Source organism: Solidesulfovibrio magneticus RS-1, assembly GCF_000010665.1.
In the GTDB taxonomy this organism is placed as follows: domain Bacteria; phylum Desulfobacterota; class Desulfovibrionia; order Desulfovibrionales; family Desulfovibrionaceae; genus Solidesulfovibrio; species Solidesulfovibrio magneticus.
Map to the genome: position 1 here is coordinate 1,176,012 of NC_012796.1, position 23,641 is coordinate 1,199,652.

Here is a 23,641-nt window from a genome sequence, read left to right on the forward strand (position 1 = left end):
CGCCGGGGTTCTGCCGGTCCCGCCCGCTCCAGGCCTTGCGGCCGCTGTCGCCATTTCGGAGCCGGGCAGGTCGCCGTCGGAACCCCTTTTCAAGAGCGGGGGCAACTTCCCCCCGGCCGCCGGAGGCATATTACCATGCTGCTCAGTCTGTCCTGGCTTCGCGAATTGACCCCGTATCAGGGCACGGCCCAGGAATTGGCCGACCGCCTGACCATGCTCGGCCTCGAAATCGAGGACATTTTCAACCCCTTCGAAGCCATCATGGGCGTGGTCGTCGGCCGGGTGCTTACCCGGGAAGCCCATCCCGATTCCGACCACCTGTCCTTATGCACCGTGGACGTCGGCGGCGAAGCCCCGCTGCCTATCGTGTGCGGCGCGGCCAACGTGGCCGCCGGCCAGCTCGTGCCCGTGGCCACGGTGGGCGTTTCCCTGCCGGGCGGGCTGACCATTAAAAAAAGCAAGATTCGCGGCCAGGTTTCCGAAGGCATGATCTGCTCGGAATCCGAGCTGGGACTGGCCGAGGAAAAAAGCCCGGGCATCATGGTCCTGCCGGAGACCTGCAAGGTCGGCACGCCGCTGCCCGAGGCGCTTTCCCTCGATACCTGCGTGCTCGACGTCTCCATCACGCCAAACCGGGCCGACTGCCTGTCCGTACTCGGCATCGCCCGGGAAACGGCCATGGCCTTTGACCTGCCCTTGACCCTGCCGCAGGTCGCCTACGCCGAGTCCGGCCCCGAGGCGGCCAAGGAACTGGCCATCGACATCGAGGACCCGGAGCAGTGCCCGGTCTACCGGGCCAAGATCATTTCCGGCGTCGCCGTCGCCCCCTCGCCCGACCGCATCCGCTGGCGTTTGACCGCCATTGGCCAGCGCCCGATTTCCAACATCGTCGACGCCACCAACTACGTGCTTTTTGAGTTGGGCCAGCCACTGCACGCCTTTGACCGGGACAAGCTGGCAGGCAACGTCATCAAGGTGCGCAACGCCGCCGAGGGCGAGGCCATCGTCACCCTGGACGGCCAGGAGCGAAAGCTTACCGCCCGCGACCTGCTCATCTGCGACGCAGACAAGCCCGTTGCCCTGGCCGGGGTCATGGGCGGGGCCAACAGCGAGATGGCCGCCGGCAGCACCGACGTGGTGCTGGAATGCGCCGTGTTCCGTCCCGGGACCATCCGCAAGACCGCCCGCCGCCTGGCCCTGCCCAGCGAAGCCTCCTACCGGTTCGAGCGCGGCGTGGATCAGGTCGGCTCGGTCTATGCCTTAAACCGCGCCGTGGCGCTCATGCTCGAAACCGCCGGCGGCTCGGCCCTGCCCGGCGTGGCCATGGCCGAACCCAAGCCCTTCACCCCGCGCGGCATCGGCTTCCGCCCGGCCCGGGCCACCCTGCTGCTCGGCGAGGACATGCCCGAGGATTTCTGCCGCAAGGTGCTCACGGGTCTTGGCTGCCAGCTGTCCGAGACCGATCCTTCGGGCGTTATTGCCGTGACCCCGCCGTCCCATCGCCTGGACCTGGAGCGCGAGGCCGATCTTATCGAGGAAGTGGGGCGGGTGTACGGCCTGGACCGCATCGCGCCGCGTCTGCCCCGGGTGTCCAAGGCCCTGGACGATGTGCCGGCCGAGTCCGAGTTCGGTTTCTGGTCGCGGGTGCGGGCCTTTGCCGTGGGCCTGGGCCTTCGCGAGGCCGTCAACTACAGCTTCGTCGGCCATGCCGATCTCGACATTTTGTGCCTGGACGCCGCCTGCCGCGTGTCCGTGGCCAATCCGCTGTCCGAAGACCAGAACGTCATGCGGCCCATGCTGGCCCCGGGCCTGCTCCAAACCGTGCGCCACAACCTGTCCCACGGCAACGCCAACCTGCGCCTTTTCGAGGTCGCCCGGGTGTTCGCCGCCGACGCGACCTCCGAGACCTCGGCCCGGGAGGCCGGACGGCTCGGCATCGCGCTGCACGGCCTGCGCCACCCCGACGGCTGGCCCTGGCCCAAGGATGAGTTGGCCGGCTACGGCGACATCAAGGGCATCGTCGAGGCGCTTATCGCCCATTTCAAGCTGCCCGCCGGAATCTACGCGCGCGATGACAGCCTGCCCTGGCTGGCCCCGCAGGTCGTGGTGACCGTGGGCGGCAAACGTCTGGGCGTTATCGGCCAGGTGACGCCGGAAGTGGCCGACGCCTACCACGCCCGCCATGCCCTGTGGCTGGCCGAACTCGACCTGGACGCGCTGCGTGCCCTGGCCGATGGTGTTACGCGGGGATTTAGGACCCTGCCGAGCTTCCCGCCGGTGCGCCGCGACGTGACCTTGGCCGCCCCGGCCGGCGTGGCCGTGGGCGACGTGTTGACCGCCATCGCCGAGGCCAAGGCGGCCATCTTCGAGGACGTGCTTTTGATCGACGCCTTCACCCCCGAGAGAACCGACGAGCGCCGCCTGACCTTCCGGCTGACCTACCGCCACCCGGAAAAGACCCTCAAGGACAAGGAAGTGGACAAGGTCCACGAGGCTCTCGTGGCCGCTGTCCTGGCCAAGCTGCCGGTGACGCGCCCGTAACGGGTTTCATCGCTCTGGCGGCGGCGGTCCGCGTTCGTCAAGGCGCGGGGTCGCGGCTTGCGACCGAGTCGTGATCGTTGCCGTAGAGGATGGGGACGCTGTCCCCGACGTCGAGGCTTTCTCCAATAAATGAGCGCCCGCCCCGCAGGACCCTGCGGGGCGGGCGTTTTGTTTTGCCCTCTGGGAGAGCCTGTCGCAACTATGGGGAGGATTACCGGGCCCCGTTGCAATTTCTTGCACAAAGCGCCCTGAAAATACCGATCGCAGTTTTTTGGGACGCAACTAGCGTGTGCTTGGCGTGGTTTTGCCGTCCGCTTCGAAGCGGAACATCGGCCGTCGCGACAACCAGCCAGCCAGGGATTCAGCCGTCTGGCAGAAAAACAGAAAGGCCGGCGCGGCCAGGACGCACCAGATAAGTCCAGCCCTGGTCCAGGGATTGAACCCCAGACTGGCCATGGCCCAGAAGTAGCTGGGTTCGAAGAGATAGAGGGCGTAGGAATTGCGCCCCAAAAAGACCAGCGCCCTTTCAAAGGGCAGTTGCGCCCAGCCGGTAAGCAACAAGACCGTGAAAGCCGTGCAAAGCGCGGCCAGGCCCAGGCCGGCGAGGCTGGCGGCCAGCTGGCCCTTGGGTTCCCCAAGCAGGACGAGTCCGGGCAGCAGGCCGGCCAGGGCCAGCAGGCCAAGGGCCTTGGTGCGCAGCGGGGCCGTCGCTGTCCCGGCTTGGGGGCCGGCCAAAGGGACAAACGCCAGGGCCAGACCGATGCCAAAAAAGCCGATGTGGCCCAAGACGATGTTTCGGTAGCTTACGGTGTTGGAAAAAACGATGGCCCGCAGGTCCTCGGGAAGCCCCATGGCCCCGGCCGTGGCGGCGGCGAGCAGCCCGAAGAGGCCCAAGGAGAACCGCCAGGGGCCGACTCGTCTCAGGATGCGGTACAGGAGCGGCGCGGCAACGGCGCATTGGATGATGGCGCTGACGAACCAATAAGGCGCTTTGATGGCCAAAAAAGCCCATACATCGGGAACGACATTGGTCGATGCCCAAATGCCGCACAGCGCCAGCCAGTACAATGGATAGAGACGGAAGAATCTGTCGCAATATAATTGGCGCAATGAAAAATGCCCACCGGCCTGGCGCTTCTCAAGCGACCAGGCATTGCCGTAGCCGCTGGCGATGAAAAACAGGGCCACGGCCGCGTTCCCCGCATGTCCGAAACTGTCGTGGCTGACGATGAAGTTCGTCAGGAAGTGCGAGAGCAGCACGATGAGGATGGCAATGCCGCGTAGCGCTGTTGTGGTATCCCTGGCAACGGGCGTGGACTGTGGAAGAGACGAGTTCATGCTTAAGTGAGGATTTCGTGCAGCGGCCAGCCGGTGGCATCATATGACGGACGCTTTGCGTCATGGCAGATTCTTCCCGGTTTGGCAAATAGCGAAGGGAGCTGCCAGGGCTGCGTGGGCACATGCCGCCAAAACAACAAGGCCCGCGCCGCCTCAGTTTCGCAAGGGCGTGGGCCTTGGCGCAAGAGGTCCTGGTGTGTTCGCCTCGTCGTTCTCGCCCGGCTACTCCTTGGCCGGCTTGCCGAACCGGCCGGCGATGAGCTTGCGGCGGCCTTCCGGGGAGACTTGCCCCAGGGCGTCCACCAGGGTGTCGCTGAAATCGGCGGCAAAGCTGTCCCAGGCGGCTTTCCAGGCCAAAAGCGCCTGGCCGGTGGCCTTCTTGTCGTACGGGTCGGCCACCACCTGGCGCACCAGTTCGGCCCGGGCCGCGCCGAGTTGATGCCGGGTCTTGGCGAAGCGGGGCGCGTCGCGTTCGATGACCGCCTTGAAGGCCTGGGCCTCGCCGGCCGGCAACACGGCTTCGGCCCGGGTCGTCAGGCGCGAGAGCATGCTGGCGCCGTCCAGGCGTTCGACTCGGCCGTAGAGCAGCCGGCCGCCGATGACCGCGATCAGGAACAGGTTGAGCAAAAGTGAGCAGGGCAGGACGAAGCGCCGCCAGCCGCGCGGGGGATTGGGTGTGACGTCCATGGCGGCCTCGTTATTCGATAAAAACGGCAAGGGGCGTGGGCTGCATAAGCGACACCAACGTGTCGCCGTCGGGTTGGGCCACGGTGAGCGCGCCAACGAGCAGCCCGGCCATGACCACGACGCCGCCGGCGGTGGCCAGTCCGGCCAGGCGCGGCAGGGTCGGGAGCTGGTCGGCGAGCCAAGACCGCCAGGCGGCCCGGGGGGCGGGCGCAAGGGACGGCGCGGCGATGCGTCCGGCCACGCCCCGGCGAAGCCGCTCCACGGCCGCGTTCTGAGCCCCCGGGGCCAGCAGCGTTTCGAGGTCGCGGCGTGCGCCGGCCAAAAGGGCCGTGTCCAGGCGGGCGGCCTCGGTCAGCCGGGCGCGGGCCTGGGCCGAGGCGGCGGCCAGGGCCTTGGCCTCGTTCTGGACGTCTTCGGGCCAGCGGCCGATGTCGCCGCCGTAGCTGTCAGCCAGGGCGGCAAAGCGCGACAGGGGCATCATGGCGGACCTCCTTGGCCGGCCGCATCGGCCAGCCGGGTGCGCAAAAACTGGCGGCCCCGGGCCAGGAGCCGTTCCACGGCCTTGGCCGAAACGCCTAGCGCCTTGGCCGCTTCGGCCCCGGACAGGCCTTCCTCGTAGACCAGGGTCAGGGCGGCCCGTTGCCGGTCCGGCAGTGCGGCCAGGGCGGCGGCCATGGCCTGGGCCTGCTGGCCGGCGGCGAGAGATTCTTCCGCGCCGGCGGCCGGATCGGCCGGATCGAAGCCGTCGGGCAAGGCCTCGGGCCGCGCCCGGCGCTGGTGGTCGCGGCAGAGGTTGGCCACGATGCGATACAGCCAGGTGGTCAGCCGGGCGCGCTGGGGATCGAAGCGGCCGATGGCCTTCCAGGCCCGCACAAAGGCTTCCTGGGCCAGATCCTCGGCAACGGTCGCGTCGCGGGTCAGCCGGGTGGCCACCCGCAGGGCAAAAGCCCCGTGGCGCAGGACCAGGGCGTCGAAAGCCCGGCGGTCGCCGCCACCGGCCCAGGCGGCCAGGGCGTCGTCGTCGGCTTCGGCGTAGTCCCGGGGCGTCGGCGCGGCAGCCGCCGGTCCGGGGCCGGGCGCGGCCGGGCGGCGCGGGAGCGGCAGCCAGCCGCCAAAGGACCAGCATTTTTCCACGGTGTTCGTCCGGGCCTTGGGGTTGCTGGGCGGCGGGCCGAGCCCCACCGCCCAGGCCGACCGCGCCGGCCTGGGGCCTTACGCGGGCGGGCGCGTGTTACTGCTTGGCTCCGCCAGCCTGCTTGGCCGACTGGGCCGCCGTCAAGGCCTGCTTGCAGCCGGGCGAAAGCTTGTCGGCCTGCTGTTTGAGGCAGGCGACAATACGTCCGCCGCCGGGCTGCACCCCGGAACACAGGGTTTTGTAGTCGCCTTTGCAGGCTTCCTTGAGAGCCTGGCCGGCGGCCGAAGCGGGCTGCTGGGCAGCGGCCGGCCCGGCGACGGCCAGGCAGGCGGCCACGGCGACGGCGACGGCCAGGGTTTTGGTCCGTCCGGCCAGGGCGCGGGCTGGGGAAACAATCGGCATGGGTATTCCTCGCTTTGGTGGCGTCATGGACCGCCAGTTGGCGGCATTTGGGGATGATACGGCCGGGGCGGGGAAATCCCCCGCCAGATTTTGCGGCTGTCCGGCGAAAACCAGCGGCGGGCCGCTGGATGCCGGGCGACGGGCGGGGTTTGCCTACCCATGGCTGGTCGGAGCAAATAATTGTGCTACCCCCCCCGGCGGGGCGCAGATTCCGTGCGGAGTCCTGGTTGCAGACGGTTTTCGTCTCCCGGGGCCGCCACCGGGGGGAGACGCCGGCGCGCGCGTATCATGGGCAATGAGGCGGCCGACGCCTGACGGCCTGGCTTCCCGTCCCTCGGGTTCGTGACCGGGCCGGTGGGCGCGCCGCCAAACCCCATGCAACAAGCGAGGAAAAACATGATGCGACGCAAATTCACCCTGGCGGCGGCCCTGTGCGCCTTGCTCCTTGTCGCCGCTGCAGCCTGGTCCGGCGCGCCGGGCGGCGACGTTCCGGCCGGGAAAGGCCCGGGGCTTACGCGGATGCTCACCGAACTGGACTTGAGCGCCGCCCAGAAGCGGGAAGTGGCCGGCATCCTCAAGGCCAACCGGGACAGCACCAAGGCCCTGCGCGACTCGGTCAAATCGGCCATGGACGCCCTGCGCGGCGTCATGGCCAAGACGCCGGGCGACGAGGCGGCGGTGCGGGCGGCAGCCAAGGCCGTGGCCGACGCGGCTGTGGAGCTGGCCGTGGCCCGGGGCCGGGTCAAGGCGGCCATGGACGCCGTGCTGACCCCGGAGCAGCGGGCCAAGCGCGACGCCCTGCGAGAGGAGTTTCGCGACAAGTGGAAGGCCCGCCGGCTGGAGCGCCAAGGCGAGCTGGACGCCTGGATCGAGAGCAATCTGTCCTAGGGCCGCGCCTTCAAGGGGGCCGGAAACGGGATTCCGGCCCCCGCGCATGCCGTTGTTTGGTCGCGCCATCCCGTTGGATCGCGCAGGAAGGCGACACGGATCGCCGCCGCCCCCGCAGGCACGCCCGCCTTGAAACCGCCAAAGCCCCGGCCATGCGCCGGGGCTTTGGTTATTCGGGCGGGTGTTCAGGATTCGATAAACGCCAGCAGGTCGGCGTTCACCGCCTCCTTGTGGGTGGTGCACAGGCCGTGGGGCGCGCCGGGGTATTCCTTGAGCACGGCGTTGGGCAAGAGCTTGACGGCCGCTCGGGCCGAGGCGTCGATGGGCACGATCTGGTCGTCGTCGCCGTGAAGAAGAAGCGTCGGCACGTTGATCTTGCCCAGGTCCTGGGTCAGGTCGGTCTCGGAAAAGGCCTTGATGCAGAAGTAGGCGGCCGGGAAGCCCGCCATCATGCCCTGTCGCCAGAAGGCTTGTCGCACGCCTTCGGACACGGCCGCGCCGGGGCGGTTGTAGCCGTAAAACGGCAGGGTCAGGTCCAAAAAGAACTGGGAGCGGTCCTTGATCACGCCGTCGCGGATGCCGTTAAAGACCGCCATGGGCAGCCCGCCCGGGTTGGCCGGGGTTTTAAGCATCAGCGGCGGGATCGCGCCGATGAGCGCGATTTTGCCCACGCGCCCCGTGCCGTGGCGGCCGATGTAGCGCACGACTTCTCCGCCGCCGGTGGAGTGCCCCACGTGCACGGCGTCGCGCAAATCCAGGGCCGCGGCCAGTTCGGCCAGGTCGTCGGCGTAGGCGTCCAGGTCGTTGCCCTGCCAGGGCTGGTCCGAGCGGCCATGTCCCCGTCGGTCGTGGGCGATGACCCGGTAGCCGCGCGAGGCCAGGAAGAACATCTGGTCCTCGAAGGCTTCGCCGGAAAGGGGCCAGCCGTGGCTGAAAACCACCGGCCGACCGGAACCCCAGTCATTATAATAAATCCTGACGCCGTCTCGCGTCGTGAAGGTTGCCATGATCCGTCTCCTTGGGGAGCCGGACGGCTCCGCCTGGAGCAACCGGCTCGTTTGCGGGGGCGCTGGCGGGAGGCCGGACACCGCGTATCCATTACAATTAGGCAAGGCCGGGGAGAAGTAAAGGGGAGGGGCCGGGCTTGACCCGGGGGCGGGCTTGGCGCATGTTGGCCGGGCATGAGCCAAAAGACCTACAAGATCGGTGAAATCGCGGAAATTACAGGGCTTAAGCCCTTTGTCCTGCGCTTTTGGGAGACGGAGTTTCCCCAACTCGTCCCGGTGCGCACCCCAAAAGGGCAGCGGCTTTACACCGACGAACACCTCGCCCTGCTCATGACCATCAAAACGCTTTTATACGACGAAAAGCTCACCATCGACGGGGCGCGCCGCCGTCTGGCCGGCCCCGGCCGCGAGGCGACGGTGTTGCGCCAGGTCTATGACGAACTGCGTGACATCCGGCGTCTGCTCGGCGACGGCGACCGGCCGCGTCCCGGGGCTTCCTGAGGCCGATTGACACAATTGTTTCAATTGCGCGACCGGACACAAACGCCGGTATGGCTGTCCTGGGCAATGGTTTTGGGGCGTTTTGGCTATGGACGGGGCTTGGGTTTTACATTATTGCTAGTTCGCGCGTCTGCGGATGGAGAGTGACCGCGGGCGTGGCGAGAGGTGGAAATTTTCAGTCCGGACAGGGCACAAGATGAGGGAACGCCCTTTTCGGCAACGGGCCGCCCGACACGGCCCTGCCACATTGCCGGACCCAGGCGCGACATCACGCCAAACCCGGCGGGCAGGCAGGCGGACGGCCTGACGTGTAACCCGCTTAACACATGCAAGAGGACCCTATGAGCGGAATTAAAGCTCGTCTGGACGCGATTTCGGCGATCATCGGCTACAAGCCGGCCCATGCCCCTCTCAATTTCAGCGAGACCAAGCCCACCGACGTGTTCGGCTGCAACGTCTTCAGCGACAAGGTCATGCGCGAGCGCCTGCCCAAGCATGTCTACAAGTCGCTCAAAAAGACCATCGAGCTTGGCGAAAAGCTGGACGCCTCCATCGCCGACACCGTGGCCAACACCATGAAGGACTGGGCCATCGAACGCGGGGCCACCCACTTCACCCACGTGTTCTATCCGCTCACCGGCCTGACCGCTGAAAAGCACGACTCCTTCCTGGTGCCCGACGGCAAGGGCGGCGCCATCGCCGAGTTCTCCGGCAAGCTGCTCATCCAGGGAGAGCCCGACGCCTCCAGCTTCCCCTCCGGCGGCCTGCGCTCCACCTTCGAAGCCCGCGGCTACACCGCCTGGGACGTGACCAGCCCCGCCTATATCCTGGAAAATCCCAACGGCACCTTCCTGTGCATCCCCACCGCCTTCGTGTCCTGGACCGGCGAGGCCCTGGACAAGAAGACCCCGCTTTTGCGCTCCACCCAGGCGCTCAACAAGCAGGCCAAACGGGTGCTCCAGCTGTTCGGCGTCGAGACCAAGCTGCCCGTGGGTTCCTTTGCCGGCCCGGAGCAGGAATACTTCCTCATTGACCGCAACTTCGTCTTCTCCCGCCCCGACCTGCTGATTGCCGGCCGGACCTTGTTCGGCGCCAAGCCGGCCAAGGGCCAGGAGTTCGAGGACCAGTACTTCGGCGTCATCCCCCGCCGCGTGCTGTCCTTCATGATGGAAGTCGAGCGCGAGCTGTACAAGCTCGGCGTCCCGGTCAAGACCCGCCACAACGAAGTGGCCCCCAGCCAGTTCGAGATCGCTCCGATCTTCGAGACCGGCAACCTGGCCACCGACCACAACCAGATGGTCATGACGGTGCTGCGCACCGTGGCCAAGCGCTACGGCATGATCTGCCTGCTGCACGAAAAGCCCTTTGCCGGCATCAACGGCTCGGGCAAGCACCTCAACTACTCCATCGGCAACGCCGAACTCGGCAGCCTGTACGATCCGGGCGACACCCCGCATGAGAACGCCCAGTTCCTGGTCTTCTGCGCCGCCGCCATCCGCGCCGTCCACAAGTTCGGGGCGCTTTTGCGCGCCACCGTGGCCACGCCGTCCAACGACCATCGCCTGGGCGCCAACGAGGCCCCGCCGGCCATCATGTCCGTCTACCTCGGCGAGCAGCTCACCGACGTCTTCGAGCAGATCAAGAAGGGCAAGGTCGAAGGCTCCAAGCAGAAGGGCGTCATGAGCATCGGCGTCGACACCCTGCCGCCGCTGCCCATGGATCCGGGCGACCGCAACCGCACCAGCCCGTTTGCCTTTACCGGCAACCGCTTCGAGTTCCGCGCCGTGGGCTCCAGCCAGTCCATCGCCGGCTCCCAGGTGGCCCTTAACGCCATGATGGCCGAGTCCCTGGACTACATCGCCACCAAGCTCGAAGCCGCCACCGGCGGCGACCCGGCCAAGCTCAACGCGGCCGTGCAGAGCGTGATCCAGGAAATCATCAAGGAACACGACGCGGTCGTCTTCAACGGCGACGGCTACTCCGAGGAATGGCACGCCGAAGCGGCCAAGCGCGGTCTGCCCAACCTCAAGACCACGCCCGACGCCCTGCCGGTGCTGACCTCCCCCGAGGTGGTCAAGCTCTTCACCACCTACGGCGTGTTCAGCGAGGCCGAACTGAAGTCCCGCGAGGAAATCTACCTCGAACAGTACGTCAAGACCCTTCAGACCGAAGCCAATCTGGTCGTGCGCATGGCCAAGACCATCATCTTCCCGGCCGCCATGCGTTACCAGAGCGAACTGGCCGCCGCCTGCGCCAACCTCAAGGCCATTGGCCACGACTACAAGATGGACACCCTGGAGTGCGTCACGGCCAAGCTGCGCGACCTCCAGACCAAGACCGCCGAGCTGGAAAAGATCATGGAGCACACGGCCGACGGCGCCCTGGCCGAAGCCAAGCACATGTGCTGCACGGTCCTGCCGGCCATGAACGAAGTGCGGGCCGTGGCCGACGCCCTGGAAGCCGTGGTGGCCGACGACCTGTGGTCGCTGCCGAGCTACCAGGAAATGCTGTTCATCCGCTAATTGCCGATCCTTCGGGATGGGAAAGGGCCGCTCCGGCAACGGAGCGGCCCTTTGTCGTTTGGCGCGGGCGCTGGCTGTTGTGGCGATTGCGCCGGCAAGCAACCCCTAGGCGGCGCGCTGCATGTTCTCCACAAGCTGTTGCAGGACATGGGCCTGGCCGGCCAGCTCGCCCACGGCCCGGCTGGCCTGGCCCATGGCCTCGGCTGTTTCCTGGGAAATGGCCGCCAGTTCCCGGACGGCCTGGTCGATCTCCTCGCCCTCGGCGGCCTCCTTGCGGGAGGCTTCGGCAATGGCCTGGACCTGCTGGGAAGCCCGCTCGATCAGGGCCACGATGTCGGCCAGGGTGCGGCCGGAAGCGGCGGCCAGGTTGGTGGAGGCGTCGATGGCGGCCACGGCCTGGTCCACGCCGTCGATGGTGGTGCGCGCTCCGGCCTGGATGTCGCGCACGGCCACGTCCACTTCGCGGGTGGCCACCATGGTCTTTTCGGCCAGCTTGCGCACCTCGTCGGCCACCACGGCAAATCCTCGGCCGGCGTCGCCGGCCCTGGCCGCCTCAATGGCGGCGTTAAGGGCCAGCAGGTTGGTCTGGTCGGCGATTTCGCTGATGACGCCGATGACCCGGCCGATGCCTTCGGCGTGGCCGCCCAGGGCGGCCATGTCCTGTTTGAGCCCCAGGGCCAGCTTTTGGGCCTTGTCGATGCCCGACACCACTTCCCCCACCACGTTTTCGCCTTCCAGGGCCTTGGACCGGGCGTCCTCGGCGGTTTGGGCGGCTACCGAAGCGTTTTCGGCCACGCCAGCGATGGTGTGGGACATGACGTCCATGGCCGATTCGGTGCCGGACAGGTTGCGCGATTGTTTCTCCATGCCCTGGCGAGTCAGTTCGACCTGCCGGGCAAGCTGCTCCGAGGCCGAGGTGACCACGGCCACCACCTGCTCGATTTCCGAAGCGGCCTGGGCGATGCCGCGCCGGGTTGCCTCGACCGAGTCCTTGCGGGCCTCTTCCACGGCCTGGACGGCCGTGTTGGCCTTTTTGGCGGCGGCGTCGGCCTCGTCGGTTTTTTGCCTGGCCTCGGCCAGAAGACGGCGGATTTCGCCGGCCATGCGGGTCAGAGCCTGTCCGAGGGTGGCCAATTCGCCGCAGCCGCGGCGGGGCGGGAGGCCATCCAGATTGCCCCGGCTGATGTCGTCGGCAAAAGTGACGGCAGCAGCCAGGGGGCGGGTGATCATGCGGGTCAGGGCCGCGCCGAAGCCCAGGGCCAGAAGCGCGCCTGCGGCCATGCCGATGAGGATGTTGCGGGTGCTGGCGGCGGCCACGTTTTCGGCCGCGTCCACCACTTGCCGGGATTCGGCCACGGCGGCGGCGATGGCTTCGTCCAGGGCGGACAGCACCGCAGCCTGGACGGCGCGCAGATCGGTTGCCGTGGCCAGCACGTCCATCATGGCCAGGATGTCACTTTTATCCTTGGCCCACTCCCGGATTTTGTCCAAAAGGACGTCGTTGCCTTTCTGGGCAGCGTCGAGAACGGCGCGCAGGGCGTCCAGGCGCTGGCGCTCGGCCGGGGCGTCGGCCAGTTGGGCCGCCTCGGCCATGGCCCGGGCCATGGTTTCGCGAGCCTTGTCCATGACGCGCCCCTGTTCGGCGGCCACGGCCTTGTCGATGCCGGGGATGAGCAGGGTGCGCTGGGCAATGATGATTTCGCGCAGGCCCGCGCCGACGCGCATAAGCGCCGGAATGGCCGGCAACCGCCTGGCCACGATGTCGTCCATGGAGGAGGAGGTCCGCGACAAGCCCCTCCAGCCCACGGCGCCCACGGCCAGGGCAATGGCCGCCATCACCAGAAACGCGGTCATGATTCTCGTGCCGACGGACAAACCGTTCATGGAGTCCTCCCGAGGATGGGGAAAGGGAAGGGCTTGTTAGGACGGCTTGTAGATGCCGCAGCCGACCAGCATGTCGTCGACCTTTTCCAGGTACATGGACTTGGGCTCGATCTGGCGGGTCACGGGATTGAGAAACTTGTAGTCCTGCCAAAAGCTGGGCTGGGTCTTGGCCATTTCCACGCGCTCCTTGACGAAGAACTTGCCGTCGGGATCGCGCAGCTCCAGCAGGTCCTTGCCGATCTGCTTGGGATTGGCCCCATGGGCCAGGCATTTGCCGGAGAGGTCATAGACCACGACATAGAGGTCGCGGTCGTGGTAGGGACCGCCCGGGGCGTTTATCACGGCAAAGGTCTGATCCTTGCCGTCGGCCTTGATGGCGGCCACGGCTTTTTTCACCATGGCCACGGCTTCGTCCTTGGAGCCGCGCTCCTCGGCCATGGCCGTGGCGGCGACAGACAAAACGGCAAGGCACAGGGCTGCGGTGATCAGACGTTTCATGGGCTCCTCCTTGGTATGGCAAGACGGTGCAGATTTCGCAATAGATATTCTTCTTGACACGATAGGGTCGGCAGAATCAAGCGCTTCCGTGAAAAAGGGTGCAGCTTGAACGGGTTTGTCGGGGGCGTGAGAGGTCGTGGAAAGGCTGTAAGTTGAAACTATTAAAGTTGTTATTATTAAAAACGGATCGATGCTCGGCGTCCTGTTTGGTCCCAACGCCGACGATGCGTCATGCAACGTACGAGTGATGCGGGGTTGTTTCGGCCTTGATGGGGAGTTGCCGGCGGCTGCAGGCAGGCGTTCAAAAGGAGCAGACACCAACCGGACGTGGCAGGGAAGGCGGCCGGGCGGTGCAAGGGCTGTAGAAGGCCGGGCTTGGCAGAGCGGGAGGCCGCCGGCGAAGGCGGAAGCCGTGGCGCGCAAGGCCGGACGGGGCATGAAGCATGGGCAGTGGGCAGGGAGAGGGAGGACGGCGGGCAACCGTTGGCGATGGATCCAGGCGGACGCAGCCGGTAAAGGCGACCGCCAGCCCGGGATACGCCGGACGGGCGACAGGGCAAGCGACGCAGCCAAGACTTGCCGCCGCCGCAAGGGCCAGGAGGAAAAAAAAGGCCGAGGCAAAAGCCTCGGCCCCAAATCAGGCTATAGGACAGCGCTCCGTGAGCGCCGTGTCCGACGTCGGCCGCCGGACCGAAGGACTACCAGCGTCCGCCGCCGTAACCGCCGCGACCACCGCCGCCGCCACCGGAGCGGGGCTTTTCCTGGGCCTCGTTGACCTTCAGGGTGCGACCGCCGAGTTCCTTGCCGTCCAGGTTCTGGATGGCGGCGGCAGCGCCGGCGTCGTCCATTTCCACAAAGCCGAAGCCGCGCAGGCGGCCGGTTTCACGGTCGGTGATGAGGTTGACGCTCAGCACCTCGCCATAAGAGGCGAAATGATTGCGGACATCGTCTTCGGTGGAGGAGAAGGACAGGTTGCCGACGTAAAGTTTCTTCGACATGGCTAGGCTTGGGCTCCGGTATTTGGCATGGGGCTAATTTCGTCGTCCGGGATGAACTTGCGCTGCGTTCCGAGGGGCGAATGCATCATGCACGTTGTTGGGTTCGGGGGACAATACCTGGAACGTGGATTTACGCAATAGAAAATATGGCCGGCAAGCTTGTCGGGATAAAAAATTTCGGCGATTGCGGGCGGTTGGAAAATGGGGCGCTGTGCTAGTCGTTCCTGTTGCAGAGTTTGGAGGTAGAGTTTTGCGGTTAATGATTCAGGGCTGTTAGCCTTGCTTTGTCCGTATTTGCGTCGGCTGGCGGCTGGGTTGCATCCTGGCTCCGGTTGGCTGGTCAGTTTCAGGAGGGCAGGGCGAAATTTTTTTGCCAGGGAGACGAAAGCCGGCTGCCCGCCGCCTAAATCGCTTGGCGAGCCGGTGGGTTCCATCAACGCAACCCACGCGTTATCCCTTTCCCCGTCGAGGGGTCCGGGGGGATCATCCCCCCGGCCGCCGGAGGCATCCTCCCCTTTGTCAGGGCCGCGCCCCTAAAAATTACTATCGTATTTTTTAGGGGCGCGGCTCTAGCCGCGCAGGGCCTGGTCCGGTTGCAGGGCGGCGGCGGCCAGGGCCGGGCGCAGGCCGAAAACCAGGGTCACGGCCAGCCCCAGGCCCAGGGCCAGGCCAAAGGTGCGCCAGGTGGCCACGGCCACGAGCAGGCCTTGCCGGTTGACCAGCCAGCAGGCCGCCTCGCCTAGGGCGTAGCCCAGGACCGCCCCGGCCAAATCAAGAATGAGCAGCTCCAGTACGATGTGGGCGACGATGTCGCGCCGCCTGGCCCCCACGGCCATGAGCAGGCCGATTTCGACCCGGCGCAGGCTGATGTTCAGATAGGCCAGATTGGCCGCCGTGAACCCGGCGGCGGCGATGACCACCGCCGAGGTGACGACCAGAAACAGCTGGATGCCCAGGCGCAGCACGGACAGGAAATTAAAGATCTCCTGGATGGTCAACACCGTGAAGTCGTCTTCCTGTCCCGGCCCCAGGCCGTGGAGCCGGCGCAGGAACCGGCGCAGCTCGGCGATGTTGGCGTCCATGTCCGAGGCGGCGGCGAACTTGAGGCGGATGCCGCGCAGATACAGCGGGTTCAGGTTGTAGTGCCGGGTCAGGCTGGACAGGGGTACGACGACCCGGTCGTCCACGGACACGCCGCCGCTGACGAAACCGCGCTCGGACAGCACGCCGATGACCGTATAGGGCTGGCCGTCCAGGCGCACTTGCCGGCCAAGGGAATTTTCGCCCGCGAAAAGGGCGCGCCTGGGGATTTCGCCCAGCAGACACACCCTGGCCCGGCCGGCCTCATCATCGGGTTCGAGGTCGCGGCCCATGGCCAGGCTCCAGTTCCAGGCCCGGGTAAATCCCGGCATGGCCCCGACCAGGGCCGGCGTCTCATGGGTCCGGCTGCCGTATTTGAAGGTCTTGCGCCGGGCCAGGCGCGAGGCCGAGACGTCGTATACGCCGGGCAGACCGTCGCGGATGGCCCGCCAATCGGCCATGGTGATGGTTTCGCTGCGCTGCCCCACCGGTTTGCCCCGCACCTCGCCGCCGGCCACGAAGGCCGCGTCGGCCCCGAACCACTGGACGAACTCCTCGATCTTGGCGTTGGCCCCGCGCGTGGCCGCCTCGGTCAGGCTGACCACGCATATGGCCAGGGCAACGGCCAAAATGGAGAAACAGGCGCTTGTCGGGTAGGCCCAGACGGCCCGCAGGGCGTGGCCGGCGATGCGGGCAAGGCGGGTGGGGGGCATGGCCTGGCCGGTTGGAAGTTCCTAGAACTTCCCGTTGATGACTTGTTCCAGGAAAGGGAACACGGTGCGGAAAAAGCCCCGGTAATTGGAGCCAAAGGACGGTCCTATGCGGGTATTGACGCCCAGTATCAGGTTGAGCGACGCGCCGATGGCGGCATGGGCAACGGCCGAGACCCAGATATTGGGCACGTTGCGGTACACGAGGCTCCACAGGGCGGCGGCGAAAAAGACGCCGAGCATAAGCGTGGTGTTGGGATAATGAAACAGCGCCGCCACCAGCCCAAGCCAGCCGACGCACAGTAGCTCACGGTCGGTGAGTCCCTGGCAGAAGCGGGCCTGGGCAAAGGGCCGGCGGCAGGCGTCAGCGTCGAGGTGGTCGCCGTTAAAGGTTCGGCCGCCGTAGAGCAGACAGGTCAGCCGGGGGTAGAAAAAGCCGAAGATAAACAGCTGCTGGCCCAGGGCCGAGAAGATGTAGAGGAAAAAACGCCGTCCCAGGGCGTCCCAGTCGAAGGCCAGGGGCGAGAAGCGGCCGGTGGCCAGAGCGGCGGCCACGATGAGGAGCAAGGCAGCGCTGGCGAGGGAGCCGTAGACGGCAAGGGCCCGGCCCAGGTTGTCGGTGCGAAGGAAGCCGCGGCGCCAGGAGCCAACGCCCCGCAGCGGCCCGGAGTCGTGGTGGACGACCAGAGGGGAGACCACGGCGGCATAGACGGCCGTGGCCAGAAACAAGCCGCCCACCCCGGGGCCAAGGGCGGTCCCGTTTTGGGCCAGGGCCGGGCCGACCTGCCAGATGCCCCAGAAATAGATGGCCATGACGCCGCCCATCTCCAGCAGGGACAAGGCCCTCCAGCCGAGATCGACGGCCAGGGAACGACCCATGTCGTGCTCCGTTGCCAGGGGTTGTGGGCAGGCGCCGGTACGTCGCTATAGCCAGGGCAAGACTGGAGCCGACTGCTTTGAACCATAAAACAATAAAGAAACGGACGGAGCCGGTCAATCAGTGCGTGTGTGGGGGCGGATTGTGCGGGCAGTCGCGAGCACACAAGAGGATCGACGCCGGCAGCCCTGTGCGGCTGATGTCCTGCGCCCTGGAGGCGACCGCCCAGGCCTCCGTCCGAGGGGTGTCCGGGGCCGGCCGGGTGTCGGGGCAGGTCCCCGAGCCGGGCTGACAAAAGCCCGGCTCGGGCGTACCGTGCCCCGGGCGGACGGCGTATGGCCGCCCCAGCCCCGGGAGGACGCCTTGTTACAGTCGTTGCGGCTGCCCCATCTCACCATCCGCCAGAAGGTGCTGGCCGGCGTCGTCATTCCGGTGCTGGCCTTTGCCGTGGTCGGGGTGGTGTCGCTCAATTCCCTGATGCGCCTGGAAACGACGCTGACGCTTATGGAGATGGCCGACGACCTCTCCAACACCATCCTGGAAGTGCGGCGTTACGAGAAAAACTTCCTGCTCTACGGCCACGGCGAGGATTTCGAGGAAGCCCAGCGCTATATCGACCAGGCCCGGGCCACCCTGCTCGCCATGTCGGCCGACGCCCGCGACGGCCGCAGCCGGCGCGGCATCGCCGCCCTGGACGCGGCGCTTAATACCTACCAGGCCAAGGGGCAAGCCCTGGGGCCGGCCGCCGCCGCCCCGGCCGAACGCCTGGACGCCCTGCGCCAGGCCGGCAAGGATATGGTCGACCTGTCGCTGGACATCAAAAACGCCGAACGCAGCCGTACCCTGGCCCTGGTTGCCAACCTCAAGCGGCAGTTGCTGGTGGCCGGGCTGTGCGTCATCGCCTCGGCCCTGGCCCTGGCCTGGCTTCTGGCCCGCAAAATCCTGCGCGCCCTTGGCGTCATCGTCCAGGCCACGGCCGATATCGGCCAAGGCCGTTTCAAGACCCTGGCTCCCCCCCAGGCTGGCGACGAGACGGGCCTGGTCATCGAGGCCTTCAACCGCATGACCCGGGAGCTTGAGCGTCGGCAGGCCCAGCTCGTCCAGGAAAAAAAACTGTCGTCGCTGGGCGTGTTGACCTCGGGCATCGCCCACCAGCTCAACAATCCCCTCAATAACATCTCCACCTCCTGCCAGATCCTCATCGAGGAGCACGGCCAGTGCGAGCCGGCCTTTGCCGGGCGGATGCTCACCAATATCCAGCAAGAAGTGCTGCGCGCCCGGGACATCGTCAAAGGGCTGCTGGAATTTTCCCGGGCCAAGGACTTCAGCCTCAAGCCCACACCCCTGGCCCCGGTGGTGGCCGGGGCGTTTCGGCTGGTGTCGAGCCAGACGCCGTCTGGGATCACCCTGTCCCGGGACGTGCCCGAGGATATGGTCCTCAATCTCGACGCCGCCCGGATGCAGGAGGTGCTCATCAACCTGCTGTTAAACGCCGTCCAGGCCATCGACGCCCCGTCCGGGGCCATCACGGTCTCGGCCCGGGTCGAGGCCGACGCCGTGGCCCTCGTGGTGGAGGACACCGGGCCGGGCATTGCCGACGAAGACCTGGGCCGGGTATTTGATCCCTTCTACACCACCAAGGAGGTGGGCAAGGGCACGGGCCTTGGGCTGTCCATCGTTTTCGGCATCATCGAAAAGCACCAAGGGTCCATCGTGGCCGAAAAAACCGGCGGCCGGGGGGCGCGTTTCGTCATCCGCCTGCCCCTGCCCCGGGCCGGGGAGGGCGCGGCATGAAGGGCGCGTCGGTGCTGGTGGTCGACGACGAGGCCATTGCCGTGGAAAACCTCAGCCACATCCTGGCCCGGGAGGGTTACGACGTGGCTGCGGCGGCCAGCGGCGAGGCGGCCGTGGGCCTGCTCGCCGATCGGGAGTTCGATCTGGTCCTGACGGACCTGCGCATGAAGGGCCTGGACGGGCTGGCCGTGCTTGGGGAGGCCAAGCGGCTGTGGCCGGACACCGAGGTGGTGGTCATGACCGGCCACGCCACGGTCTTCTCGGCCGTGGAGGCCATGCGCCTGGGGGCCTGCCACTACCTGACCAAGCCCTACGGCCTGGCCGAGGTCCGGGCCACGGTGGCCGAGGCCATGGACAAGCGCCGGCTGCGGCTGGAGGTGGCCCGGCTGTCGCGGCAAGTGGCCGAGCTTGGCCGGGGGCCGCTTATCATCGGCGAAAGCCCGGCCATCCAGGCGCTTATCGACAACATCCGCCACATCGCGCCCACCGACTCCACGGTGCTGATCCTGGGCGAGACCGGCACGGGCAAGGAGCTGGTGGCCCGGGCCATCCATGCCGCCGGCCTGCAACGGGCCAACCGGTTTTTGGCCGTCAACTGCGGGGCGTTTACCGAGGAGCTGTTGACCAGCGAACTTTTCGGCCACGAAAAGGGGGCCTTTTCCGGGGCCATGAGCCTCAAGAAGGGGCTTTTCGAGGTGGCCGGGGAGGGGACGCTGTTTCTCGACGAAATCGGTGAGATGTCGCCCAGCATGCAGGTGCGGCTTTTGCGCGTGCTCCAGGAGCGGCATTTCTTCCGGGTGGGCGGCGACAAGGAGATTCCCGTGGTCGCCCGTATCCTGGCCGCCACCAACCGCGACCTCAAGGCCGACGTGGAGCGCGGGCTGTTTCGGGCCGACCTGTACTACCGCTTAAACGTCATCACCTTGCGCGTGCCGCCGCTGTCCGCCCGCCGCCAGGACATTCCGCTTCTGGCCGGGGCGTTCGCCGCCCGCTACGCCCGGGGCATGGACAAGCCCGTGACCGGCTTTTCGGCCGAAGCCGTGCGGCGGCTCATGGCCTACGAGTATCCCGGCAACATCCGGGAACTCGAAAACATCGTCCAGCGGGCCGTCATCATGGCCCGGGGCGAGGTCATCGAGGCCGGCGACCTGCCCCAGGACTTGCACGGCGACGCCCCGGCCCTGGCCCGGCGCGAGGGGCCGGAGCTCATTGCCCTGGAGGAGCTGGAACGCCGCCATATCCGCGACATCCTGACCTACTGCGACGGCAACAAGACTCGGGCGGCCGAGATCCTCGGCATCGACCGGGTGTCGCTGTGGCGCAAGGTCAAGCGCCTGGGGCTGGCCGTGGAGTAGGGGCGCGGCCTTACGACGCGTTTTTAAGCCAATGCCAGGGGCAGGGCCGCAAAGACCGTGGCCACGTGGCGCACGAGCACTTCCGGGCTGTCCTCGCCGGCCATGGCCGCCACCTCGGGCCGGTTGGCCTCGGGCACCAGCACCTCGCGCATGCCGGCCCGGGCGGCGGCCAGGATCTTCTCCCGGATGCCGCCCACGGGCAGCACGTTGCCCGTCAGCGTGATCTCGCCGGTCATGGCCACGTCCGGGCGCAGGGGCCGGCCGGAAAACAGCGAAGCCAGGGCCACGGCCACGGTGAGCCCGGCCGAGCTGCCTTCCTTGGGGATGGAGCCGGCCGGAATGTGGACGTGGACGTCCTGGGTGGCGAAAAGCCCGGGATCGACGCCAAGCTCCCCGGCCCGGGAGCGCACGAGACTGAGCGCCGTGCGGGCCGATTCGCGCAGCACCTCGCCCAGCGACCCCGTCAGCAGAAGTTCCCCGGTTCCTTCCATGCGGATGGCTTCCACCGAAATGATCTCTCCGCCGTAGTCGGCATAGACCAGCCCCGTGGCCACGCCCAGGCGCGGCGCGGCCCCGGCCGTTTCGCCCCGGTAGGGCGGCGGGCCAAGCAGTGCCGCGGCCAGGGCGGCGTCCACCTCGGCCGGAGCCGCGCCCTCGCCCTGCTCCAGGCGAAGTCGGGCCAGCTTGCGGCAGATGCGGCCAAGCTCCCGGTCGAGGTTGCGCACCCCGGCTTCCCGGGTGTGGCCGGTGACCACCTGGCGCAAGGCCTCCTCGGTGACTGTGGGAAAGGGATGGGTCAGCCCATGCTCGCGCAACTGGCGCGGGAGCAAGTGCTCGCCGGCGATGCGCACCTTCTCCCGGGTGGTGTAGCCCCTAAAGGGAACCACTTCCAGACGGTCGCGCAGGGGCCCGGACAGCTCGGCCAGGTCGTTGGCCGTGGCGATGAAAAGGGTGCGCGACAGGTCGAAGGGCGCTTCCAGATAGTTGTCCACGAACTGGCTGTTTTGCTCCGGGTCAAGCATCTCCAGGAACACCGCCGCCGGATCGCCCCGGAAGTCCTTGCCGATCTTGTCGATCTCATCGAGCATGAAGACCGGGTTGGCCACGCCCAGCCGGGCATAGGACTGGAGCACTCGGCCGGGCAGCGCGCCGACATAGGTGCGGCGATGGCCGCGCAACTCGGCCTCGTCGCGAAGGCCGGCCAGGGAAATGCGGTGGAAACGCCGCCCCAGCGCCTCGGCGATGGCCTGCCCCACCGAGGTCTTGCCCGTGCCCGGCGGGCCGGAAAAACATAAGACCGGGCTTCGAAACGAGGCCGGCGCGGTCTTTTCCTTGGCCAGCGCGGCCACAGTGGCCCGCAGCTCGTCGAGATTGACCGGCTTGGCCAGGTAGTAGACCGCGCCTTGCCGCATGGCTTCCACGGCCGTGTCCACGGTGGCGAATCCCGTCACCAGCATCACCCGGGTGGCCGGGGACAGCCGCCGGGCTTCGGCCAAAAGCTGCAGGCCGTCCATCTTGTCCATCTTGAGGTCGGTGACGATGAGGTCGAACTCGCTTCGCCGCACCTCGGCCAGGGCTTCCAGGCCGTTGGCCGCCCCCCGCACCTTGTAGCCTTCCTTGCGCAGCACGTGCTCCAGATTGGCCCGGGCGATGTCCTCGTCGTCCACCACCAGCACATGGAAATCCGGGGCTGCCCGCAGCGCCCGGGAGGCCAGGTATTCGAGCACCCGGTCCTTGATCTGGCCCAGGCCGTGGTGGCGGGCGTCAAGGACGGCCTCGGCCTGGGCCAGGTCCAGGCGGTCCGGGGTGACGGCGGCCCAGGGCAGGCCGAGCAGGAAATCCAGATAGGCCAGGCCCACGCCGTACTCGGCCGCCGAGGGATCGGTCTTTTCCAGCCGTTCCAGCTCGCGGTTGGCCGCTTCCCGGGCGTGGTGGGGCAGTTCCTGGCTGTCGATGCGCGCGCGCAACTGGCCGATGTCGCTAACGGGCGGCGGCGGCAGCGCGCCCTCGGTGCGTTTCTGGAAAAACAGCATGGCTTCTCCGTGGTTTCCCTCATGATTGAGCTTTTTTAAGCCCCCTCGCAACACCGGATTCAGCCGCCGAGGCAATCCGCAACGCCTGTTGCAATAAGCAACGCCGACTGGCTGGGGCTGAGCCGGCATGGTGTTGCGTTTCGCAACGAAAAAAGTTTTAGCCTGTTAAAAAATGCAATCATTACAGCGTTTGTCTTGTTGGTACGGAACTTGGACAAAGAGCAGGAAACGACAGGAGGACACGGACATGGCCAGCATCAGGGAACATGTGGAGACCGTTTTCGCCGCCCTGCCCTTTGCCGAACGCCATCTGACCAGGGAGGCCCGGGAAGTCCTTGCCGAAGGAGGCCAGGCGGCCGACGCGTCGGCTGTGGCGGCCAAGCGGATCGACAACCGTCCCCGGGTGCGGGTCTAGCCCGACATGGTCAAGCGCGAAAAGGCCGCCGCGTTGCCCGGGACGCGCCTGGGGCGTCCGTCACGGCTACGGCGCTTCCTGGAAGACACGGCCCAGGACGTGGGGCTGGCCGAGCATGGCCTGTCGCTGACGGGCGAGGTGTCCGGCCCGCTTGGTCAATTGGCGTTGTCGGAGGCGGGCAGCCGGTTCGAGCCCATGCCCCAGGGGGCCGGGGCCGCCGAGGGCAAGAAGATCGTAGCCGTGTCCACGGCCCCGGAATTCCCCCTGGGGCTCGTTCGGCGGGCTCTGGGCGTGGCCGGCCGGCTCGGCACGGACATCGTGGGGTTGACCGTGGCCGCGCCGGCCGAGGGTGGCGCTTCGGGCCGGGGCCGGGAGGCGTTTTTGCGCCGGGCCAAGGTCTCGGCCAGGGAGTTCGCCCGGGAGGCCGAGCGGCTGGGGCTGGGATTTCGGCATGTGGTGTGTTTCGGCCGTCCGGCCGAGGTGGTGGAGCAGGAATGCGGCCGGCTGCGCCGGGTGGAATTCGTGCTGGCGGCCCGCGAACAGCGAGCCAGGGACGGATTCGCGGTGAGCATGCCGCTGTTTGAAGTGACTGGTTAGGGGACGTCGTCCCTGTAACGGATGAACGAACGGGTAAAGGAGAGGCATTGATGCAAGCGAAGGCGAAAAAGCCCCTGGCCAAGCTCTTGGCGTACGGCATCGGCAGCGTGGCTCTGTATGCGGCCGTGTACCAGTTCCAGGATATCCTTCTGACCACGTCTGCCCGGGGCGGCGTGTTCACGGCCCTGCCCATCGCCACGGTCTTCCTGTTCTCCTGGGTCCACGGCACCTTCGCCGGGACGCTGTGGGAAGTGCTCGGCGTGAGCGCCGTGACCAAGGCTCCGGCCCAGACCGCGACCCGCGCCCCGGCCCGCCAGGACAACCGCCCCCGGGCCACGGTCAGCGTCTAGTCCGGCCTGTTCGGCCCGAAACCAACGAC

At 67.2% G+C, this 23,641-nt stretch carries 22 protein-coding genes; 9 read left to right on the top strand and 13 right to left on the bottom strand.

Translation table 11 applies throughout. The features are described from left to right. The first annotated feature begins 135 nt into the window (after positions 1-135). Positions 136-2,541, top strand: coding sequence for a phenylalanine--tRNA ligase subunit beta (pheT, locus tag DMR_RS04810; protein ID WP_015859784.1), 2,406 nt, complete (start codon positions 136-138; stop codon positions 2,539-2,541). Positions 2,542-2,823: 282 nt separating this feature from the next. On the opposite strand, the gene DMR_RS04815 is transcribed toward pheT, so the two are convergent. The 5 genes from DMR_RS04815 to DMR_RS04835 form a co-directional block, all read right to left on the bottom strand. Then, on the bottom strand, positions 2,824-3,879 hold the full coding sequence (locus DMR_RS04815; protein ID WP_015859785.1) for an acyltransferase family protein: 1,056 nt from the start codon (positions 3,877-3,879) through the stop codon (positions 2,824-2,826). Positions 3,880-4,101: 222 nt separating this feature from the next. Then, complete coding sequence (locus tag DMR_RS04820; RefSeq protein ID WP_015859786.1) at positions 4,102-4,566, bottom strand: periplasmic heavy metal sensor; 465 nt, start codon at positions 4,564-4,566, stop codon at positions 4,102-4,104. Positions 4,567-4,576: 10 nt separating this feature from the next. Continuing rightward, entirely contained in the window at positions 4,577-5,047 is a 471-nt protein-coding gene (locus DMR_RS04825) for a hypothetical protein (RefSeq protein WP_015859787.1), read from the bottom strand. Next, positions 5,044-5,700, bottom strand: a complete 657-nt coding sequence (locus DMR_RS04830; RefSeq protein WP_015859788.1) for a sigma-70 family RNA polymerase sigma factor — start codon at positions 5,698-5,700, stop codon at positions 5,044-5,046. The genes DMR_RS04825 and DMR_RS04830 overlap by 4 nt, the downstream gene beginning before the upstream one ends. A 97-nt stretch (positions 5,701-5,797) precedes the next feature. Continuing rightward, positions 5,798-6,103 (bottom strand): cysteine rich repeat-containing protein, encoded by a 306-nt coding sequence (locus tag DMR_RS04835; protein WP_070098048.1) that lies wholly within the window; start codon positions 6,101-6,103, stop codon positions 5,798-5,800. A 396-nt stretch (positions 6,104-6,499) separates the two neighbouring features. Between DMR_RS04835 and DMR_RS04840 the strand changes: the two genes are divergently transcribed. Further along, positions 6,500-6,991, top strand: coding sequence for a Spy/CpxP family protein refolding chaperone (locus tag DMR_RS04840; RefSeq protein WP_148208360.1), 492 nt, complete (start codon positions 6,500-6,502; stop codon positions 6,989-6,991). Between the two features lie 185 nt (positions 6,992-7,176). On the opposite strand, the gene DMR_RS04845 is transcribed toward DMR_RS04840, so the two are convergent. After that, positions 7,177-7,998 (bottom strand): alpha/beta fold hydrolase, encoded by an 822-nt coding sequence (locus DMR_RS04845; protein WP_015859791.1) that lies wholly within the window; start codon positions 7,996-7,998, stop codon positions 7,177-7,179. 174 nt (positions 7,999-8,172) lie between these two features. Between DMR_RS04845 and DMR_RS04850 the strand changes: the two genes are divergently transcribed. Both DMR_RS04850 and DMR_RS04855 read left to right on the top strand, forming a co-directional pair. Continuing rightward, a complete protein-coding gene (locus DMR_RS04850) occupies positions 8,173-8,499 on the top strand; it encodes a MerR family transcriptional regulator (RefSeq protein WP_015859792.1) in 327 nt (108 codons plus the stop codon). Between the two features lie 341 nt (positions 8,500-8,840). Next, positions 8,841-11,021 carry a glutamine synthetase III gene (locus tag DMR_RS04855; RefSeq protein ID WP_015859793.1) on the top strand — a complete coding sequence of 727 codons (2,181 nt, stop codon included), beginning with the start codon at positions 8,841-8,843 and terminating at the stop codon, positions 11,019-11,021. A gap of 105 nt (positions 11,022-11,126) precedes the next feature. On the opposite strand, the gene DMR_RS04860 is transcribed toward DMR_RS04855, so the two are convergent. The 6 genes from DMR_RS04860 to DMR_RS04880 form a co-directional block, all read right to left on the bottom strand. Next, positions 11,127-12,905: a methyl-accepting chemotaxis protein gene (locus DMR_RS04860; RefSeq protein ID WP_015859794.1), complete on the bottom strand. Its 1,779-nt coding sequence runs from the start codon at positions 12,903-12,905 to the stop codon at positions 11,127-11,129. Positions 12,906-12,941: 36 nt separating this feature from the next. Next, complete coding sequence (locus DMR_RS04865) at positions 12,942-13,403, bottom strand: cache domain-containing protein (protein ID WP_043600103.1); 462 nt, start codon at positions 13,401-13,403, stop codon at positions 12,942-12,944. Positions 13,404-14,101: 698 nt separating this feature from the next. Continuing rightward, complete coding sequence (locus DMR_RS04870) at positions 14,102-14,401, bottom strand: RNA recognition motif domain-containing protein (RefSeq protein WP_006920357.1); 300 nt, start codon at positions 14,399-14,401, stop codon at positions 14,102-14,104. A gap of 2 nt (positions 14,402-14,403) precedes the next feature. After that, complete coding sequence (locus tag DMR_RS24295; protein ID WP_148208361.1) at positions 14,404-14,835, bottom strand: hypothetical protein; 432 nt, start codon at positions 14,833-14,835, stop codon at positions 14,404-14,406. A gap of 135 nt (positions 14,836-14,970) precedes the next feature. Then, on the bottom strand, positions 14,971-16,194 hold the full coding sequence (locus tag DMR_RS04875; RefSeq protein ID WP_015859796.1) for an ABC transporter permease: 1,224 nt from the start codon (positions 16,192-16,194) through the stop codon (positions 14,971-14,973). 21 nt (positions 16,195-16,215) lie between these two features. Further along, complete coding sequence (locus tag DMR_RS04880; protein WP_015859797.1) at positions 16,216-17,070, bottom strand: hypothetical protein; 855 nt, start codon at positions 17,068-17,070, stop codon at positions 16,216-16,218. A 361-nt stretch (positions 17,071-17,431) separates the two neighbouring features. Between DMR_RS04880 and DMR_RS04885 the strand changes: the two genes are divergently transcribed. Next, a complete protein-coding gene (locus DMR_RS04885; protein ID WP_043600105.1) occupies positions 17,432-18,862 on the top strand; it encodes an ATP-binding protein in 1,431 nt (476 codons plus the stop codon). Next, positions 18,859-20,217, top strand: a complete 1,359-nt coding sequence (locus DMR_RS04890; protein ID WP_015859799.1) for a sigma-54-dependent transcriptional regulator — start codon at positions 18,859-18,861, stop codon at positions 20,215-20,217. Before DMR_RS04885 ends, DMR_RS04890 begins: the two co-directional genes overlap by 4 nt. Positions 20,218-20,240: 23 nt before the next feature. Here DMR_RS04890 and DMR_RS04895 read toward each other — a convergent pair whose 3' ends face one another. Then, positions 20,241-22,250, bottom strand: a complete 2,010-nt coding sequence (locus DMR_RS04895; RefSeq protein ID WP_015859800.1) for a S16 family serine protease — start codon at positions 22,248-22,250, stop codon at positions 20,241-20,243. Positions 22,251-22,497: 247 nt separating this feature from the next. Here DMR_RS04895 and DMR_RS24885 point away from each other — a divergent pair, with 247 nt between their 5' ends. From DMR_RS24885 to DMR_RS04905, 3 genes are read left to right on the top strand one after another with little or no spacing between them, the layout of a single operon-like run. Beyond that, positions 22,498-22,665, top strand: coding sequence for a hypothetical protein (locus tag DMR_RS24885; protein ID WP_158304243.1), 168 nt, complete (start codon positions 22,498-22,500; stop codon positions 22,663-22,665). A 6-nt stretch (positions 22,666-22,671) separates the two neighbouring features. Continuing rightward, positions 22,672-23,262, top strand: a complete 591-nt coding sequence (locus tag DMR_RS04900; protein ID WP_015859802.1) for a hypothetical protein — start codon at positions 22,672-22,674, stop codon at positions 23,260-23,262. Positions 23,263-23,312: 50 nt separating this feature from the next. Beyond that, entirely contained in the window at positions 23,313-23,612 is a 300-nt protein-coding gene (locus DMR_RS04905; RefSeq protein WP_015859803.1) for a hypothetical protein, read from the top strand. Positions 23,613-23,641: the final 29 nt, after the last annotated feature.